The organism is Achromobacter veterisilvae, from assembly GCF_900496975.1.
In the GTDB taxonomy this organism is placed as follows: domain Bacteria; phylum Pseudomonadota; class Gammaproteobacteria; order Burkholderiales; family Burkholderiaceae_B; genus Achromobacter; species Achromobacter veterisilvae.
Genome location: NZ_UFQC01000048.1, coordinates 1 through 16,226 on the forward strand (window position 1 = coordinate 1; position 16,226 = coordinate 16,226).

The 16,226-nt window shown below is 68.3% G+C and carries 12 protein-coding genes; 2 read left to right on the forward strand and 10 right to left on the reverse strand.

The features are described 5' to 3' along the window. Positions 1 to 1,318: DEAD/DEAH box helicase (locus AVE30378_RS28375; RefSeq protein ID WP_244235173.1), on the reverse strand; the 1,318-nt coding region annotated here is incomplete at its 3' end. 303 nt (positions 1,319 to 1,621) lie between these two features. On the opposite strand from AVE30378_RS28375, the gene AVE30378_RS28380 reads away from it, so the two are divergent. Further along, positions 1,622 to 3,097: a YdgA family protein gene (locus tag AVE30378_RS28380; protein WP_129245947.1), complete on the forward strand. Its 1,476-nt coding sequence runs from the start codon at positions 1,622 to 1,624 to the stop codon at positions 3,095 to 3,097. 78 nt (positions 3,098 to 3,175) lie between these two features. Here AVE30378_RS28380 and AVE30378_RS28385 read toward each other — a convergent pair whose 3' ends face one another. From AVE30378_RS28385 to AVE30378_RS28420, 8 genes are all read right to left on the reverse strand, one after another. Then, positions 3,176 to 4,384: a metal-dependent hydrolase family protein gene (locus AVE30378_RS28385; protein ID WP_129245949.1), complete on the reverse strand. Its 1,209-nt coding sequence runs from the start codon at positions 4,382 to 4,384 to the stop codon at positions 3,176 to 3,178. 25 nt (positions 4,385 to 4,409) lie between these two features. After that, complete coding sequence (locus AVE30378_RS28390) at positions 4,410 to 6,140, reverse strand: dipeptide ABC transporter ATP-binding protein (RefSeq protein WP_129245951.1); 1,731 nt, start codon at positions 6,138 to 6,140, stop codon at positions 4,410 to 4,412. A gap of 7 nt (positions 6,141 to 6,147) precedes the next feature. Beyond that, positions 6,148 to 7,074: an ABC transporter permease gene (locus AVE30378_RS28395; RefSeq protein WP_129245953.1), complete on the reverse strand. Its 927-nt coding sequence runs from the start codon at positions 7,072 to 7,074 to the stop codon at positions 6,148 to 6,150. Between the two features lie 9 nt (positions 7,075 to 7,083). Continuing rightward, a complete protein-coding gene (locus AVE30378_RS28400) occupies positions 7,084 to 8,055 on the reverse strand; it encodes an ABC transporter permease (protein ID WP_129245955.1) in 972 nt (323 codons plus the stop codon). 119 nt (positions 8,056 to 8,174) lie between these two features. Continuing rightward, the gene (locus AVE30378_RS28405) at positions 8,175 to 9,782 is read right to left on the reverse strand and encodes an ABC transporter substrate-binding protein (RefSeq protein ID WP_129245957.1); all 1,608 of its coding nucleotides are present in this window, start codon (positions 9,780 to 9,782) and stop codon (positions 8,175 to 8,177) included. 358 nt (positions 9,783 to 10,140) lie between these two features. Then, positions 10,141 to 11,529, reverse strand: coding sequence for a GTPase/DUF3482 domain-containing protein (locus AVE30378_RS28410; protein ID WP_129245959.1), 1,389 nt, complete (start codon positions 11,527 to 11,529; stop codon positions 10,141 to 10,143). Next, entirely contained in the window at positions 11,522 to 12,955 is a 1,434-nt protein-coding gene (locus AVE30378_RS28415; RefSeq protein WP_129245961.1) for a DUF2868 domain-containing protein, read from the reverse strand. The genes AVE30378_RS28410 and AVE30378_RS28415 overlap by 8 nt, the downstream gene beginning before the upstream one ends. A 100-nt stretch (positions 12,956 to 13,055) precedes the next feature. Further along, the gene (locus tag AVE30378_RS28420; protein WP_129245963.1) at positions 13,056 to 13,946 is read right to left on the reverse strand and encodes an AraC family transcriptional regulator; all 891 of its coding nucleotides are present in this window, start codon (positions 13,944 to 13,946) and stop codon (positions 13,056 to 13,058) included. 165 nt (positions 13,947 to 14,111) lie between these two features. Here AVE30378_RS28420 and AVE30378_RS28425 point away from each other — a divergent pair, with 165 nt between their 5' ends. After that, positions 14,112 to 15,011, forward strand: a complete 900-nt coding sequence (locus AVE30378_RS28425) for a DMT family transporter (RefSeq protein WP_129245965.1) — start codon at positions 14,112 to 14,114, stop codon at positions 15,009 to 15,011. On the opposite strand, the gene AVE30378_RS28430 is transcribed toward AVE30378_RS28425, so the two are convergent. Further along, complete coding sequence (locus AVE30378_RS28430; protein WP_129245966.1) at positions 15,008 to 16,207, reverse strand: aminotransferase class V-fold PLP-dependent enzyme; 1,200 nt, start codon at positions 16,205 to 16,207, stop codon at positions 15,008 to 15,010. The genes AVE30378_RS28425 and AVE30378_RS28430 overlap by 4 nt on opposite strands. Positions 16,208 to 16,226 lie beyond the last annotated feature (19 nt).

A 16,226-nucleotide genomic window follows, 5' to 3' on the forward strand; every position in this document is an offset into this window, starting at 1 on the left:
CGCGGCCGCCGGCGGCCGCGCGGGGCTGGCCTTGCGCCGGACGTCCTTCAGCCGGGCGCGAACGGCCGGCATTGGCGTTGCCGCCGCGGCCGTTGCGGTTGCCGCCGCCGCGCGGGCTGCGGCCGTCTTCCTCGCGTTCCTGGCGTTCGAACGCCGCGGCGCTGGTCGCGGGCGGCGTCCAGCCTTCCACGGGCTTGCGCTCGATGGTCTTCTTGATCAGGCGCTCGATGTCCTTGAGCAGCTTGATTTCGCTGCTGTCGACCAGCGAGACCGCGGCACCGGTGGCGCCGGCGCGGCCCGTGCGGCCGATGCGGTGCACGTAGTCTTCCGGCACGTTGGGCAGCTCAAAGTTCACCACCTGGGGCAACTGGTCGATGTCCAGGCCGCGGGCGGCGATGTCGGTCGCGACCAGCACCGTCACGGTGCTGTCCTTGAAACCGGCCAATGCTCGGGTGCGGGCCGATTGGCTCTTGTTGCCGTGGATGGCGGCGGCGGTCAGGCCGTCCTTCACCAGTTTTTCGGCCAGGCGGTTGGCGCCGTGCTTGGTGCGGGTGAACACCAGCACCTGGTGCCAGCCGCTTTCGCGGATGATGTGGCTGATGAGATCGCGCTTGTGATGCTGGTCGACCATATGCACCGTCTGGGTGACCAGCTCGGTGGCGGTGTTGCGCGGGGTGACCGAGACTTCGCCCGGGTTGTTCAGCACGCCGCGCGCCAGGGTGCGGATCTCGTCGGAGAACGTGGCCGAGAACAGCAGGTTCTGGCGTTGCTTGGGCAGCAGCGCGAGGATCTTGCGGATGTCGCGGATGAAGCCCATGTCCAGCATGCGGTCGGCTTCGTCCAGCACCAGGATCTCGACGCCGGACAGGTCGACCGTTTTCTGGCCGCAGTGGTCCAGCAGGCGGCCCGGGGTGGCGACCAGGATGTCCAGCGGCTTTCTCAGCGCGGAGATCTGGGGGTTGATATTGACGCCGCCGAACATCACCATGGACGTCAGCGAGGTGTATTTGCCGTAGGTCTGCACCGATTCCGCGACCTGCGCGGTCAGTTCGCGCGTCGGGGTCAGGATCAGGCAGCGGGGGCGGCCGGGCTTTCTCAGCTCGGGCTTTTTCTGCATCAGCAGGTGCAGGATGGGCAGCGTGAAGCCCGCGGTCTTGCCAGTGCCGGTCTGCGCGGCGGCGAGCAGGTCGCCGCCTTTCAGGACCTGGGGAATGGCCTGGGCCTGGATGGGGGTGGGCGCGGTGTAGCCGGTATCGGCAATGGCGCGCAACAGGGAATCAGCCAGCCCGAGGTCGGCGAAAGGGGAAGAGGTAGTCAAGACAACTCCAACGGCAGCCCGTCGCTCAAGTTGAGAGACTCCAATCCAGGCGGACGAACAAGGAGAAATGGGAAGCGCCCTGATGGGCGAAGCTTGGCAGCGAAGGGCCTAGCGGACGTGTGCAGATTGGCAAAGCACACAGCCGGATTGTAGCCGATGTCGCGTTGCAGCACCGCCGGGGACCCACCAGTGAGTATCACTAAGTAACAAATTGCAGTGCCTATGCACCAAATAAGCGTTTTCCCTAGGCCCCACTCCCTATAATCCGTCCGCTTTCATCCATTTGAAGAATAAAGGATCGCTATGAAGAAATCGGCAGTAGTAGGCGTCGTCGTCGCGCTGGGCGCGGTCTGGACCGGCACGGCCTGGTACACGGGCCAGAAGGCCGAGGCCTTCGTCAAGCAATCGATCGATCAGGCGAATGCCGAGCTCCAGAAGTTCGGCGAGAAGTGGGGCGTGACGCCCGTGGTCGAACTGATGTCGTTCGAGCGCGGCGTGTTTTCGTCCACCGAGCGCTACCGCGTGAAGTTCACCACGCCGGCCGCCGAAGGCAAGCCGGCCCAGGAACACGACATCCAGTTCGTCGAATACCTGGACCACGGCCCCTTCCCGCTGTCGAACCTGAAGTCGGGTTCCTTCGCGCCCGCCATGGTGGCCAGCCGCTTCCAACTGGAAGAGACGCCCGCCGTGAAGGAGTGGTTCGCCGCGACCAAGGGCGCCGCTCCCCTGTCTGGCGCGTATAGCGTCAGCTACGCGAAGAACGCTTCGGGCACGTTCGACATGGCGCCCGTGGAATTCGCCAAGGACGACACCAGCCTGGTGTTCTCGGGCATGAAGGGCGACGTCACCTACGCCACCGACAGCCGGCGCGGCACGGTCGCGCTATTGGCCGACAGCCTGGTGATGAAGGGTCCGGCGTCCGACGAAAGCGACATCGTGAGCATGGCCATGCAGGGCCTGACCCTGACCAGCGACATGGCGCCCGCCAAGAACGAGATGTACGTGGGCAGCCAGAAGCTGGGCCTCAAGAACTGGACGATCACCTCCAGGGAGAAGCCGCCCGTCCAATTGAAGGACACCGTCATCGCCGTCGACATGACGGAAGCCGACGCGACCATGGGCGCCAAGATGGCCGTCGACTTCGGCATGATCAACGTCCAGGAAAAGGACGTGGCCGGCCTGAAGCTGGCCGTCGACGTGAAGCGCCTGGACGCGAAGGCGTTCAAGGCCTTGAACGACGTCTACGAAGCCGCTTCGCGCCGCATGTTGCAGAGCAAGGGCGAAGAGCAGGCTCCCCAGTTCACGGATGAAGAGAAGCAGGTGCTGAAGACCAACGTCGAACTGTTGCTGGCCGGCAACCCGACGCTGTCCGTGTCGCCGCTGGAAGTGCGCACCGCCAACGGCACCTCGACCTTCAACCTGGACCTGGACCTGACCAAGCCGGCTTCGATGGACGGCGAGTTCGCCGAGACGGCGATGGAAGTCATACGCAAGCTGAACGCCAAGCTGGTGCTGTCCAAGGGCAACCTGGGCGACCTGATGGCCATCGAGCCGCAGATGCGCGGCGTGCCGGCGGAACAGGCCGCGCAGACCGCCAAGGGCCAGGCCGAAATGGTGGGCACCATGGCCACGGCGATGGGCATGGCCAAGGTCGAGGACGGCAACATCGTCACCTACCTGAACTACGCCGACGGCGAGGTGGACTTCAACGGCAAGAAGATGCCGGTCGAACAGTTCATGATGATGGTCATGAGCGGCGTCATGGGCGGCGCCCGCTAAACGCAGGTCGCAGCCGTAGCAAAGGCCGCCGCAGCCCCAGGGCGCGGCGGCCTTTTTTCATGGCCGGGGCCTTCCGGGTCAGAACGGCAGGGCGCCGGCCGCCAGTTCCCCATTGCGCAGCACCGCCACGTGGAAGCGCTTGTCGGCGGCTTTCAGGATGTCTTCGGTGGGATCGCCCTGCACCAGCAGCAGGTCGGCCGCGTTGCCGTCGGCGATCACGCCATGGCGGTCCATGCCCATCAGGTCGTGCCCGCGCGACGTGCCCGCGATCAGCGCGTCCACGGGCGTCATGCCGAACTCCACCATGTAGGCCAGCTCCATGGCGTTTTCGCCGTGCAGGTTGAACGGCGTGCCGGCGTCGGTGCCCATGGCGATGCGGCCGCCCGCCTTGTAGTACATCTGGAACGATTCGCGGTGGCGTTGCTCCACCGCGCGCGCCTTTTCGACCGCGTAGGCGGGGATGCCGTTGTCGGCATTGGCGATGATGTTGCGCACCGCGGCGATGGTGGGGACCAGGTAGGTCTGCGCGTCGAGCATTTCGCGCAGGCAGTCGTCGTCCATGAAGATGCCGTGCTCGATCGAGTCGATGCCCGCGCGCACCGCGTTCAGGATGCCCTGCGTGCCCTGGGCGTGGCTGGCGGTGCTCTTGCGGAAGCGCTTGGCCTCGTGCACGCCCGCCTTCATTTCGTCGAAACTGTAGTGCGCGTCCATCGGATTGACCCCCGGCGTCATGACGCCGCCGGTGGCCATGATTTTCACCAGGTCGCAGCCGGCATGGACCTGCTCGCGCACGGCCTTGACGACGTCTTCACAGCCGTCGGCGATGCGGCCGATGCGGTTGCCGTGGCCGCCCGTCATGCAGATGATGCGGCCCGACGCCCGGATCGTGGGGCCGGGAAACACGCCGCGCGCGATGGCGTCGCGCACGCCGAATTCCAGGTAGTCCTTGCCGCCGCAGTCGCGCACCGCGGTGACGCCGCCGCGCAGGCTGGCCTGGGCGTTTTCCAGCGCCGTCAGCGTGATCTGCGCGGGGCCCTGCTTGCTCAGGTGCGCGTTGGGATCGGCGCCGCCGGTATAGACCAGGTGGACGTGGCAATCGGCCAGGCTGGGCATCAGGGTCATGCCCGCGGTGCGCACCGTGGCGCCGGCGTAGCCGGAGAACTCGCCGGCCGGCGCCACGCGCGCCACGCGCTGGCCTTCGACCAGCACGCCGTGGTTGGGCAGCAGGCCGCCCTTGCCGTCGAAAACCTGGCCGCCGATGAAGAGGGTCTGCGGTGTCGCCGTCATGTCTTGCTCCGGATGGCGCCTGGCCCTAGCCCTCCACCACGTCCAGTCCTTCGCGGGACATGGATTGCAGGCGGGGCATCAGGCCAAGCAGGTGTTGGCTGTAGGGATGCTGCGGGCGTTCGAAGAGGTCTTCCGTTTCGGCGACTTCCAGCAATTCGCCGTAGCGCATCACGCCCACGCGATCGCACATCTGGCGGATCACGGGCAGGTCGTGGCTGATGAACAGCATGGTCAGGCCGAGCTCTTCTTGCAGGTCCTTCAGCAGGTTCAGGATCTGCGCCTGGATGGAAACGTCGAGCGCCGACGTGGGCTCGTCGCAGATCAGGAAGCGGGGGCGCGTGGCCAGGGCGCGCGCGATGCAGATGCGCTGGCGCTGCCCGCCCGAGAACTCGTGCGGGAAGCGCTCGGCGGCGCGGTCGCCCAGGCCGACCACGTCCAGCAGGTCCGCCACGATGCGGCGCGCTTCGGCCTCGCTGGCGGCGAGCTTGTGGAAGCGGATGGGCTCGGCCACGATGTCCAGCACGCGCATGCGCGGGTTGAGCGAAGAGAACGGGTCCTGGAAGATCATCTGGATCTGCCGCCGGAACGGGTTCAACTGCTTTTCGCCCTTGAGCGCGGTGAGATCGACGCCGCCGAAATCGACCGAGCCTTCGCTGGGCGTGTACAAGCCCGAGATCAGCCGCGCCACGGTGGACTTGCCGGAGCCCGACTCGCCAACCAGGCCGAAGACCTCGCCTTCGCCGATCGAGAAGTTGACGCGCTTGACCGCGTCCAGCGTGCGCTGGTTGCGCTTGAGCAGCGCGCTTTTCAGCACGAAGCGCATGCTCAGGTCGTGGACCTGCACCAGCGGGCCGCCGGTGCGCGCGCCGAAGTCGCGCCGCTGTCCCAGCCAGTGGGTGGCGAGGTCCAGCGGCTGAGCGGGCGTCTTCACGTCCTCGATGTAGGTGACGAGCGGGAAGCGCTTGAGCTTGATGTCGGGGCGCGGCACGGCCGAGATCAGGCTGCGCGTGTACGGATGGTCGGGGTCGCCCAGGATTTTCGCGGTAGGGCCCTGTTCGACCAGCTTGCCGTGGTACAGCACCGCCACGCGGTCCGTCACGTCCGCGATCACGCCCATGTCGTGCGTGATGATGATCATGCCCACCTGTTCTTCGCGGCACAGCTTTTTCAGCAGTTCCAGGATCTGCGCCTGGATCGACACGTCCAGCGCCGTGGTGGGTTCGTCGGCGATGATGACTTCGGGTTCGCAGCACAGCGCCAGCGCGATCACCACGCGCTGCCGCATGCCGCCGGAGAACTGGTGCGGGTACTGCTTGACGCGCAGCTCCGGTTTGTCGATGCCGACCTGCACCAGCAACTGGATCGCGCGCTTCTTGGCTTCGTCGTGCGACAGGTTCAGGTGCACCTGCATGGTCTCGACCAACTGGCTTTCCACGGTCTGCAGCGGGTCCAGCGAGGTCAGCGGATCCTGGAAAATCATGCCGATCCGGCGGCCGCGGACCTTGCGCTTCTGGGCTGGGCTCAGCGTGTCGATGCGTTCGCCGTTCAGCAGCACCGCGCCGCCGGCCAGGCGCCCGGGCGCTTCCAGCAGGCCGATCACCGCGTTGCCGATGGTGGACTTGCCCGCGCCGGACTCGCCCACCACGCCCAGGATCTCGCCTTTCTCCAGGGACAGCGATACGCCGTCCACCGCCACCAGCGTGCCGCGGCGGCTGGGGAATTCGATGCGGATGTCTTCGATGTTCAACAGGGCCATGGCGTCCTCAGCGCAGCTTGGGGTTGAGCGCGTCGCGCAGCCAGTCGCCCAGCAGGTTGACCGACAGCACCAGCGCCACCAGCGCGATGCCGGGGAAGATGGAGATCCACCACATGCCCGAGAACAGATAGCTGTTGCCGATGCGGATCAGCGTGCCCAGCGACGGCGCGGTGGGCGGGACGCCGACGCCCAGGAACGAGAGCGTGGCCTCGGTGATGATGGCGATCGCCAGGTGGATGGTGGCGATGACCAGCACCGGCCCCATCACGTTGGGCAGGATGTGCCGGCGCAGGATGGTGATGGGGCCGATGCCGATGAGGCGGGCCGCCTGCACGTATTCCTTGTTGCGTTCGACCAGCGTAGAGCCGCGCACGGTGCGCGCGTACTGCACCCATCCGGAGATGCCGATGGCGAAGATCAGGACGTACAGCGCGAGCTGGTCGTGCATGTCGCGCGGCAGCAGGCCGCGCGCCACGCCGTCGATCAGCAGCGCCACGAGGATGGCCGGAAACGATAGCTGCACGTCCGCGACGCGCATGATGAAGCTGTCGACGCGGCCGCCGGCGTAGCCGCTGATGAGGCCCAGGGTCACGCCCAGCACCATCGAGAACAGCACCGAGGCGAAGCCCACCAGCAGGGACACGCGCGACCCGTACAGCACGGCCGACAGGATGTCGCGGCCCTGATCGTCGGTGCCCAGCAGGAAGTCGGGGCTGCCGCCTTCTTCCCAGGCGGGGGGCGTGTTGGCGTCCATGATGCTCAGGGAGGCCAGGTCAAACGGATTGTGCGGCGCGACCACGGGCGCGAACAGCGCGCCCAGCAGGATGGCCAGCGTGACGATCGCGGCGATGATGGCGCCGGGCGAACGCTTGAAGCTGTGCCAGAGGTCGCTGTCGGCGGCGCGGGCAAACATTGGAGCGATGCGAGCAATCATGTTGGTTCCTTATTTGCTCTGCACGCGCAGACGCGGGTCCACGGCGAAATACAGCAGGTCGACGACCAGATTGATGACCACGAACATGAAGGCGATCAGCACCAGATAGGCCGCCATCACGGGGATGTCCACCATGCTGATGGCCTGGATGAACAGCAACCCCATGCCGGGCCACTGGAACACGGTTTCCGTGATGATGGCGAACGCGATGATGGAGCCGAGCTGCAGCCCGGTGATCGTGATCACGGGAACCATCGTGTTCTTCAGCGCGTGGCGGAAATTGATCAGCCGTTCCGGCAGGCCGCGGGCGCGCGCGAATTTGATGAAATCGGCGCGCAGCACCTCCAGCATTTCGGCGCGCACCAGGCGCATGATCAGCGTCATCTGGAACAGGGCCAGCGTAATGGCGGGCATGATCAGCGCCAGCCAGCCCGATTTGGTCAGGAAGCCGGTGGTCCACCAACCCAGGCTGACCACGTCGCCGCGCCCGAAGCTGGGCAGCCATCGCAGTTGCACGCCGAACACCAGGATCAGCAGGATGCCGATCAGGAACGTGGGCAGCGAGATCCCGGCCAGCGAGATCGCCATGAACGCCTTGGACAGCACGCCGTGCCGCTTGAGCGCGGTGTAGATGCCCATCGGTATGCCGAGCGCCAGCGCCATGACGGCGGAAACGAAGGACAGCTCCAGCGTGGCGGGCATGCGTTCTTCGAGCAGTTCGCTGACGGGGCGGCGCTGGCGGTACGAAATACCGAAGTCGCCCTGCGCCGCGTTGGAGACGAAGCGTGCGAACTGCACGACGAAGGGATCGTCCAGGCCGAGTTCGCCGCGCAACTGCGCGCGTTGTTCAGGCGTGGTGTCCTGGCCGACCATGCTGGCTATCGGGTCGCCTACATAGCGGAACATGGAGAACGCGATCAGCGCCACCGTCAACATCACCAGCACCGACTGGATAAGCCGTTGCGCAATAAAGGAAAGCATTATCGGGTGCCCTCGTTTGCAGATAACGCCGGGCCGCGTTTCCGGCGGAGGCCGGAAGCGGGGCTGGGCCGGGCGCGCCCGGACGGCTCGCGCCGCCCGGGGCTGACATCGTCAGGGGATTACGGCAGCACGACGTCGCGCAGGTCGAGCACGTCGTCGGCGCGCTGGATGACCTTGATGTTGTCCTTCACGCCCCAGGACATGGGCTGCTGGTGCAGCGGCAGGTAGCCGAAGTCGCTGCGCACGATGCCGAAGGCTTCCTTGATCATGGCGTTGCGCTTGGTCTGGTCGGTTTCCACGCCGATTTTGTCGGTGAGTTCATCGACCTTCTTGTTGCAATAGCCGCCCAGGTTGAACTGCCCGGCGGCCGTCTTGGCGTTGCGGCAGGACGTGAGGTTCAGCAGCGTGTTGTGCGCGTCGGTCGAGCTGGGCGTCCAGCCCAGCATGTACATGCTGGTCTGGTTGCCGGCCTGCAGCAGGATCTTGCCGAAGTACTTCGACTTGGTCTGCGCCAGCAGGTTGATCTTGATGCCCACGCGCGCCAGCATGCCCGCGACCGCCTGGCAGACCTTTTCGTCGTTGACGTAGCGGTCGTTCGGGCAGTCCATGGTGACCGTGAAGCCCTTTGGATAGCCCGCTTCGGCCAGCAGCTTCTTGGCGCGTTCGGGATCCGGCTTGTACGGCGCGCCGAAGGAATCGTCATAGCCGTTGATCGCGGTGGCGATGAGCGAGCCCAGCGGCTTGGCCGCGCCGCGCATGATCTTCTCGTTGATGGCCTTGGTGTCCACGGCCAGCACGACGGCTTCGCGCACCTTGGGATCCTTGAAGGGGTTCTTGCCCTTCACGTCCGAGAACAGCAGCTCGTCGCGGTCCTGGTCCATGCCGATGAAGATGGCGCGGGCTTCGGGCGCGGTCAGGGGCTTCACGCCCTTGGCGTCTTCCAGGCGCTTCCAGTCCTGCACGGGCACGGGCTGCACCAGGTCCATTTCGCCGGAGATCAGCGCCGCGACGCGGGTGGCTTCCTGCGTGATCGGCTGGAAGATGACCTCGTCCACGTTGGTCTTGATGTTCTTGTCCCAATAGCCGTCATAGCGCTTGAGCACCGTCTTTACGTCGGGCTGGCGCGAGACCAGCATGAACGGGCCGGTGCCGTTGGCGTTGAGGTTGGCGTAGTTGCCCTGGTTGTCGCCCTTGACGTTGGTGGCCTCGGTGGTCTTGTTCTTTTCGGACCACGACTTGCTCATGATGTACAGGAACACCCATTCGCGCGGCAGGATGGGGTTGGGCGTGGGGGTGGTGACCTCGATGGTGTAGTCGTCCACCTTCTTGATGTCGGACGCCTTGGCGCCATAGCCCTTCATGTCGGAGCCCGGGGTCAGGCTGCGCTTCCAGGAGAAGATGACGTCGTCCGCCGTGAACGGCGAGCCGTCATGGAACTTCACGCCCTTGCGCAGCTTGAACACCCATTTGGTGGGCTCGGGGTTTTCCCAGCTTTCCGCGAGCAGAGGAGTCAGTTTCAGGTTGCCGTCGTAGCCGGCCAGGGTTTCGTAGATGTTGCCCTGGAAGCCCAGCGTGAACGTTTCGTTCAGGGCCATCGGGTCCATGGACGTGGCATCGCCCTGGTACGACCAATGGAAGGTCTTGGCGGCCGCGCCGGCGCTGAACGCCAGCGAAGCCGCGACGGCCGCTGCCAGCGCCGCTTGCTTCAGGTGGGGAAAAGTACGCATAGCCCTCATGCTCCGTGTAGTGCGCGGGTAGCGCGACAGAAGTGACAGGGCCCCAGCCCCATCCAGGGCGGGGGCATGGCGTTGCTGCTTACGACGAAAGGCGGATTGGGGTCGAGCGGGACGCGGCGCCAAGCGCGCGCGGGCCGATAATGGCGCTGCCGGGAATCACTGCGTAGGACTTCGACTTCACGATCGACCCAACCCCTTGTGCTTGTCATGACGGGGACGGGCCCGCGCCGATGCAAAACGAATCTTATAGACGCATTCGTTTAAGCGTCAATCGGTTTGGATTGGGGTTAGTACGCGCTTGCGGGCGGCCTTGAATGGTGCGTGCCGCAGCGCCCGCGGGCACAGCGGGTCAAGCGGCGGGCAGCGGGGCGTCGGCAAGGGTTTTCGCCAATTCGCCCACGACGCGCTTGCGGCGGTCGCTGTCTTCGTAGCGTTCGCCGAGGGCCGACCATTCGGGCCGGCTGCGCGCTTCCTTCAGGGCTTCGGGCAAGGGGCCGTTGCGCCAGGCCTCGTCATCCGGGCGATCCAGTTTCAGCGGTTCGCGAGCGGCGTGGCCGCGGCGTTCCAGGGCTTCGATCAGTTGCCGCTGGCGCAGCGCCAGCAGGCGCAGCACGGCGTCGTCGACGCTGATCTCGCGCCAGCCGCGCAGCTTGCCGGCCATGCGCTTGCCCAGCTTCTCGACGCCTTGCCAGAGGCCGCCGGCGGCGGCCCCGATCAGCATGCCGGTGCCGAGGCTCAGGCCGGCGCTGAACAGGTCCACCGCGGCGCCCGCCATCGCGCCGGCGGCCGCGCCCATGCCGACCTGCACGCCCATGTCCTTCAAGGCCTGGGGATGGAACAGGTCCATGCCCCAGCGTTCGCCTTGCAGCGGCAGCGCATCGTCGGCGAAATCGGATCGGCGGAAGTTGTAGAGCGCCAGCAGGGCGTCGACGCAGGCCTGTTCGCGCTGCCGCACCTGTTCCCGCAGCCGGTTCGAGGCGGCCGTGAGCGCGGCTTCGTCGCTGGCGCTGGACACGTGCAGCGCGGCCGCGTCGATCAGCAGGTCCGCCAGCATTTCATAGGCGGCGCCGCGGCGGGCGCCGCGCTGCGCGGCCAGGCTGCCGGACAGCCGCGCCAGCGCGGCGGCATGGCGGTCCAGCAGCACGCCGAGCTTGGCGTAGAGCTGCTGCTCGCCGTCCAGCGGCGGCGCGACGGTATCGAATTCCACCACCGCATGCAGGCCCAGGCGGGCCATGGCGCCGCGCCATTCGTCCGCCCGGTGCGCGGGCGCGTTCACGAAGTTCAGCACCGGCAGCAGGGGGCGGCCGCAAGCGGCCAGGATGGCGAGTTCGTCGCGATGCTTGCCCAGCACCGGGTCGCGCGCGTCGATGACGTACAGGGCGGCGTCGCAGTCCAGCATCTTGGCCAGCACCCGGGCTTCCTGTTCGTAGCGGCCGTGCGCCTCGGGCGTTTCCAGGAAGCGGCGGATCCGCGCGGGTCCGTCCAGGCGTTCGCCCGGGCGGTCCAGGCGCTCCAGGTACTCCAGCAGGGAAATGCTGTCTTCCATGCCCGGCGTGTCGAACCACTCCAGCACCGCCCGCCCCTCGAGCCGCAGGCGCGCGCCTTCGACGTGGCGCGTGGTGCCGGGGCTGTCGGCGACTTCGCCGAAGCCGGTGTCGCGGGTCAGCGTGCGCAGGAGCGAGGTCTTGCCGGTGTTGGTGTGGCCGACCAGCGCGATCTTGATGAGGTCTTCAGGCATGGCCGGACTCCAGCCACGCGAACGGGGCGGCGGGGGCCTGCACGATGGCGTCGGCGGACAGCCCCAGCGCGAGCAGGCGTTCGCGCCAGAGGGGAGCGCGGGTCGCGGCATCGCCGCCGGGCGGGATGAGCCAGACGCGGGTCTGCGCCGCGTGGGCCGCAAGCTCCGCGATCAGGGAGAGCGTGCCCCGGTCGGGCGTCTGGCGGGCATCGCAGGCGATCAGCAGGCGTGTGGCGGCGGTGCGCGCCAGCGCGTCCAGCACGCGGTTGCGTTCTTCGCGGGTGTCCAGGTTGCCGGCCTGCTGCACCGCCGTGGGCACGTCCGGGGGCGGCCATGCCAGGTCCGCGGGCAGTTCCAGCCCCAGCACCACGGGCCGCCCGTCCAGGGCCGCCGCGGATGCCGTGCGCACGCGCGGCTCGTGCAGGGGATCGACGGGGCGGTCTATGCCGGTGGACAGGGCGGGCGGCTCCAGCCGGTCGCGCAAGGACGAGAAGCCGGGCAGCGCGGGATCGACGCGCAGGCGGCGCAGCGCGCGCAGCGTGCCGGCCGCGCACAGGGCGCCGGCCAGCAGGCGGGGCAGGACGCCGTAGACGACCAGCACGCCGATCAGCCAGACCGACCACTGCACCTGCGCGTCCGCGGACAGGGCCTGCGTGCCGTCGCTGGCGCGGACCATGGCGGCGTCCGGCATGGGGAAGCCCAGGTGGGCCGGCAGCCAGCCGATGGCCTGCGTGAACGCGACGAAGGTGTCGGGCGCCAGCAAGGTGGTGGCCCAGATGAAGCGGTAGCTGGCGGTGGACAGCACGGCCAGCAGGGCGGCCAGCGCGGCGCACAGGGCCGTCAGCCACAGCAGGTGGCTGATGCCGCCGAACAGCCAGCGCAGGGCGCCCGCGCGGGCCAGCAGGTTCAGGAATGCCTGGGGAACGAGCGCGCCGTCGGGCCCGCGGGCGAGCTTGCGCGTGGCCCAGAGCCAGAGGCGCCCCAGCCCCGTCGCGGCCGAGGCCTTGAGCAGGAAGCTGGCCAGCCACAGCAGGAACGTCAGCGCATGCAGGCCCAGCAAGGCGCCCAGCGCCCACAGCACGTTGACCGGCCGCGATCCGTCGCCCAGGGCGCCCAGGGCGGCGGCCGCGCCGGAGATCGCGGCCAGCACCAGCAGCGCGGCCAGGATGCCCAGCGCGCTGCGGCGCCAGGCGTCGACCAGCGGGGCGAGCTGTTCGCGTTGCGCCAGCAGTGCCGCGCGGGCCAGGATGCGCGCGGGCAGGTCGGCATCCAGTTGGCGCGTGCGCCGCACGGCGTCCGCGTCTTCCAGCGGCCCCCAATGCGCTTCGCGCAGGCGGACGAGTTCCGCCAGCCAATGGGCGCGCAGGCGGCTCGGGCTGGCGGATTCGGCCGAGGGGCCGAAGTCGCGAGGGGGCGGGGACGGCATCGCGTCGGGCAGGGGCGTGGACAGGCCCTAGGGGCGGTGCGCCATTGTAGACCGGGCGGCTCGGGAAACGGGGCCGGACGGGGCCTGGCCGGGCCCGCGCCTAGTGTTTGCCGCAAGCGCTGCGGTACTGCCCGGGCGTGACGCCAACCGCGTCGCGAAAGACGCGCGCCAGATGGGAGGCGTTGCCGAAGCCGCTGGCCTGGGCGATCCCGGCCAGGTCGCCTTTGCCGGCCGCCAGCAGGCCGCGGGCGCGCGCCAGGCGCCTGGCCCGGACCCAGGCGTGCGGCGGTTCGCCGAAAGAGGCGTGGAACATGCGGGCGAAGTGATAGGTGGACAGCGCGGCCACGCCCGCAAGCCGGTCCAGCGTGAGCGGCTCGGCCAGGTGCGCGTCCACGTAGTCCATGACGCGTCGGCGCACGCCGGGCGCAAGCCCGCCCTTGGCCGGCGCGTTGGCCTTGCGCGCGACGCCCTGGTTTAGCAGGTGGTGCAGCACCGTTTCGGCCGCGCTGCTGGCCGCCAGACGGTCGGCGGGCTGCGCCCAGTCGGTGCCCATCAGTTGCCGGCAGACGTCGATCAGCGAATCGTCGTGGATGTAGGTGCGGTCGCGCAGTTCCAGCGCGCGGGGCTCGCAGTCCAGCCGCATGACGGCCTCGCGGGCCAGGCGTTCCGGTGCGATGTACAGATGCAGGAAATGCACCGTGTCGTTCATGCTCCAGCGCGAATGGTGTTCGGCCGGCAGGACGCAGAACTTGCCGGCGCCGCCGTGCAGCGTGTGGTTGCCCACGCGGAAGGATTTGTCGCCGCCATGCAGGTAAAGCGACAGCGTATGGTGGCCCGGCGTTTCGTAGCCCAGGGTTTCGCGGGCGCTGCGCGACCATTGCGAGATCGCGAGGCCTTCGCCCAGCGGAGCGGCGCGCTGCAACGTCGCGGTGGAGCGCGACAGCGTGCGGAAGACGGAGAAATCGGCCGGGGCCGAAGCAACGAGAGCCATAGGATTGAAATGCTACTGCGATCTTGCGCGCGTGGCGCGCGCGCGAGGGCAAAAACCGCAAGAAACGGCAATCCGACGCAAGCCGGCAGGCGCACACTGGTGTTCCCGGCGGCCGTCGAGCCGCCGGCCCCATGTCCCTGTTTCCGCCTCGCCACAAGCCGCAACGTGAACCTTTTCCTGTACTTCCTTACCGTCGTCATCTGGGGCACCACCTGGATCGCCATCAAGCTCCAACTGGGCGTGGTCGCCATTCCGGTGTCGATCTTCTACCGCTTCGCGCTGGCGGGCCTGATCCTGTTCGCGGCGCTGCTGCTGGCCCGCAAGCTGCAACGGCTGGACCGGCGCGGGCATTGGCTGTGCGTCGGCCAGGGGCTGTGCCTGTTCTGCCTGAACTTCCTGTGCTTCTACACCGCGACGCAGTGGATACCCAGCGGCCTGGTGTCGGTGGTGTTCTCGGCGGCCACCTTGTGGAACGCGCTGAACGCCCGCCTGTGGTTCGGCACGCGCATCGCGTCCCGCGTGATGGTGGCCGGCGTCTTCGGTTTTTCGGGCCTGGTGCTGCTGTTCTGGCCGGAACTGGCCAGCCAGGAGGCCAGCCATGAAACGCTGCTGGGCCTGGGCTTCGCGCTGCTGGGGACCTTCTGCTTTTCCACCGGGAACATGCTGTCTTCGCTGCAGCAGCGGGCGGGCATCCGGCCCTTGACCGGCAACGCCTACAGCATGCTCTATGGCGCGGCCATCCTGTTGGCGGGCTGCCTGGCGGCGGGCCTGCCCTTCGAGTTCGATGGGTCGGCCACCTATATGGGCGCCCTGCTCTACCTGGCCATTCCCGGTTCGGTGATCGGTTTCACCGCCTACCTGACGCTGGTCGGACGCATGGGGCCGGCGCGCGCCGCGTATTGCACGGTGCTGTTCCCGGTCGTGGCGCTGAGCGTGTCCACGTACGCCGAAGGCTACCAGTGGACGCCGTCCGCGCTGCTGGGCCTGGGCCTGGTGATGCTGGGCAACCTGCTCGTCTTCACGAAGTGGTCGCCCTTTTCGCGCCGCGCCGAGGCTGCGGGCTAACTGCGCGCCAGGCCGCGCAGCCCTTCCAGCAGCCGGTCGATTTCCGCGTCGCTCGTCAGGTAGCTGACCGACGCCCGCGCGATCTGCGCCAGGCCGCGGGCCTGCATGTCCAGCGGCGTGTAGGGCACGCCGTTGCTGCCGATGGTCACGCCCTGCGCGGCCATGGCGCGCTGTACCGACACGGCGTCGCGGCCCTCCAGGTTGAAGGCCACCAGGCCGGAACGCTCGCGGCCCTGGTCCAGCACCGCGATCCCGGGGATGGCGGCCAGTTCGGCGCGCAGGGCCTGGGCGACGGTGTCGATGCGCGCGCGGATGGCTTCCAGGCCGATGTCCAGGGCTTCCTGCAAGGCGTTGGCCAGGCCGCAGCGCAGCGCGAGCGAATTCTCCGCGGACTCCAGGCGCGCGGCGTCCTGGCGCAGCACGGGCCGGCCGTCCGCGCCCAGCGGCGCCGAGTGCGTGTCCACGAGCGCCGGGGTCAGCGTGTCGAGAAAGCCGCGCCGCACATACAGCAGGCCGGTGCCGCGCGGGCCGCGCAAGGCCTTGCGCCCGGCTCCGCTCAGCACGTCGCAGCCGATCTGCGCCACGTCCACCGGCAACTGGCCGACGGCTTGCGCCCCATCCACGAAGTACGCGATGCCGTGCCGCCGCGCCACTTGGCCGACGGCGGCGGCGGGATTGATCAGGCCGCCGTTGGCGGGCAGCCAGGTCAGCGCGATCAGGCGCACCCGTTCGTCCAGCATGGCTTCCAGCGCCTGCGCGTCCACGCAGCCGCTTTCATCCGAAGGAATGGTTTCCAGCGTGGCGCCGGCGCGCTGGGCCGCGAGCCGCAGGGCCGCCAGGTTGCCGCCCCATTCGTGGCGGCCGACCAGGATGCGGTCGCCGGACCGCCAGGGAGGCAGCGCGGCGAAGGCCGCGCCCCAGCCGGGCGAATTGCCGCCGGTCAGCGCGATTTCGCCGGGATCCGCGTTGAGCAGCCGGGCCGCCAGCAGGCGGGCCTGTTCCGTCTGTTCCCGCGAAGCCACGCCCGCCTCCATCGGCCCCCGCGTGGCTTCGCGCTGCAGATGCGCATGGATCGCTTGCAGCGTGGCGGCCGAGGGCAGCGACGCGCCCGCATGGTTGAAATGGACGGTGGTTCGGGCGCCCGGGGTCAGGGCGCGCAGCGCCTCGATGGCGGCAGGGGTCAAGGGGGCGGACATGGCGGCTCCGGAATGGGCG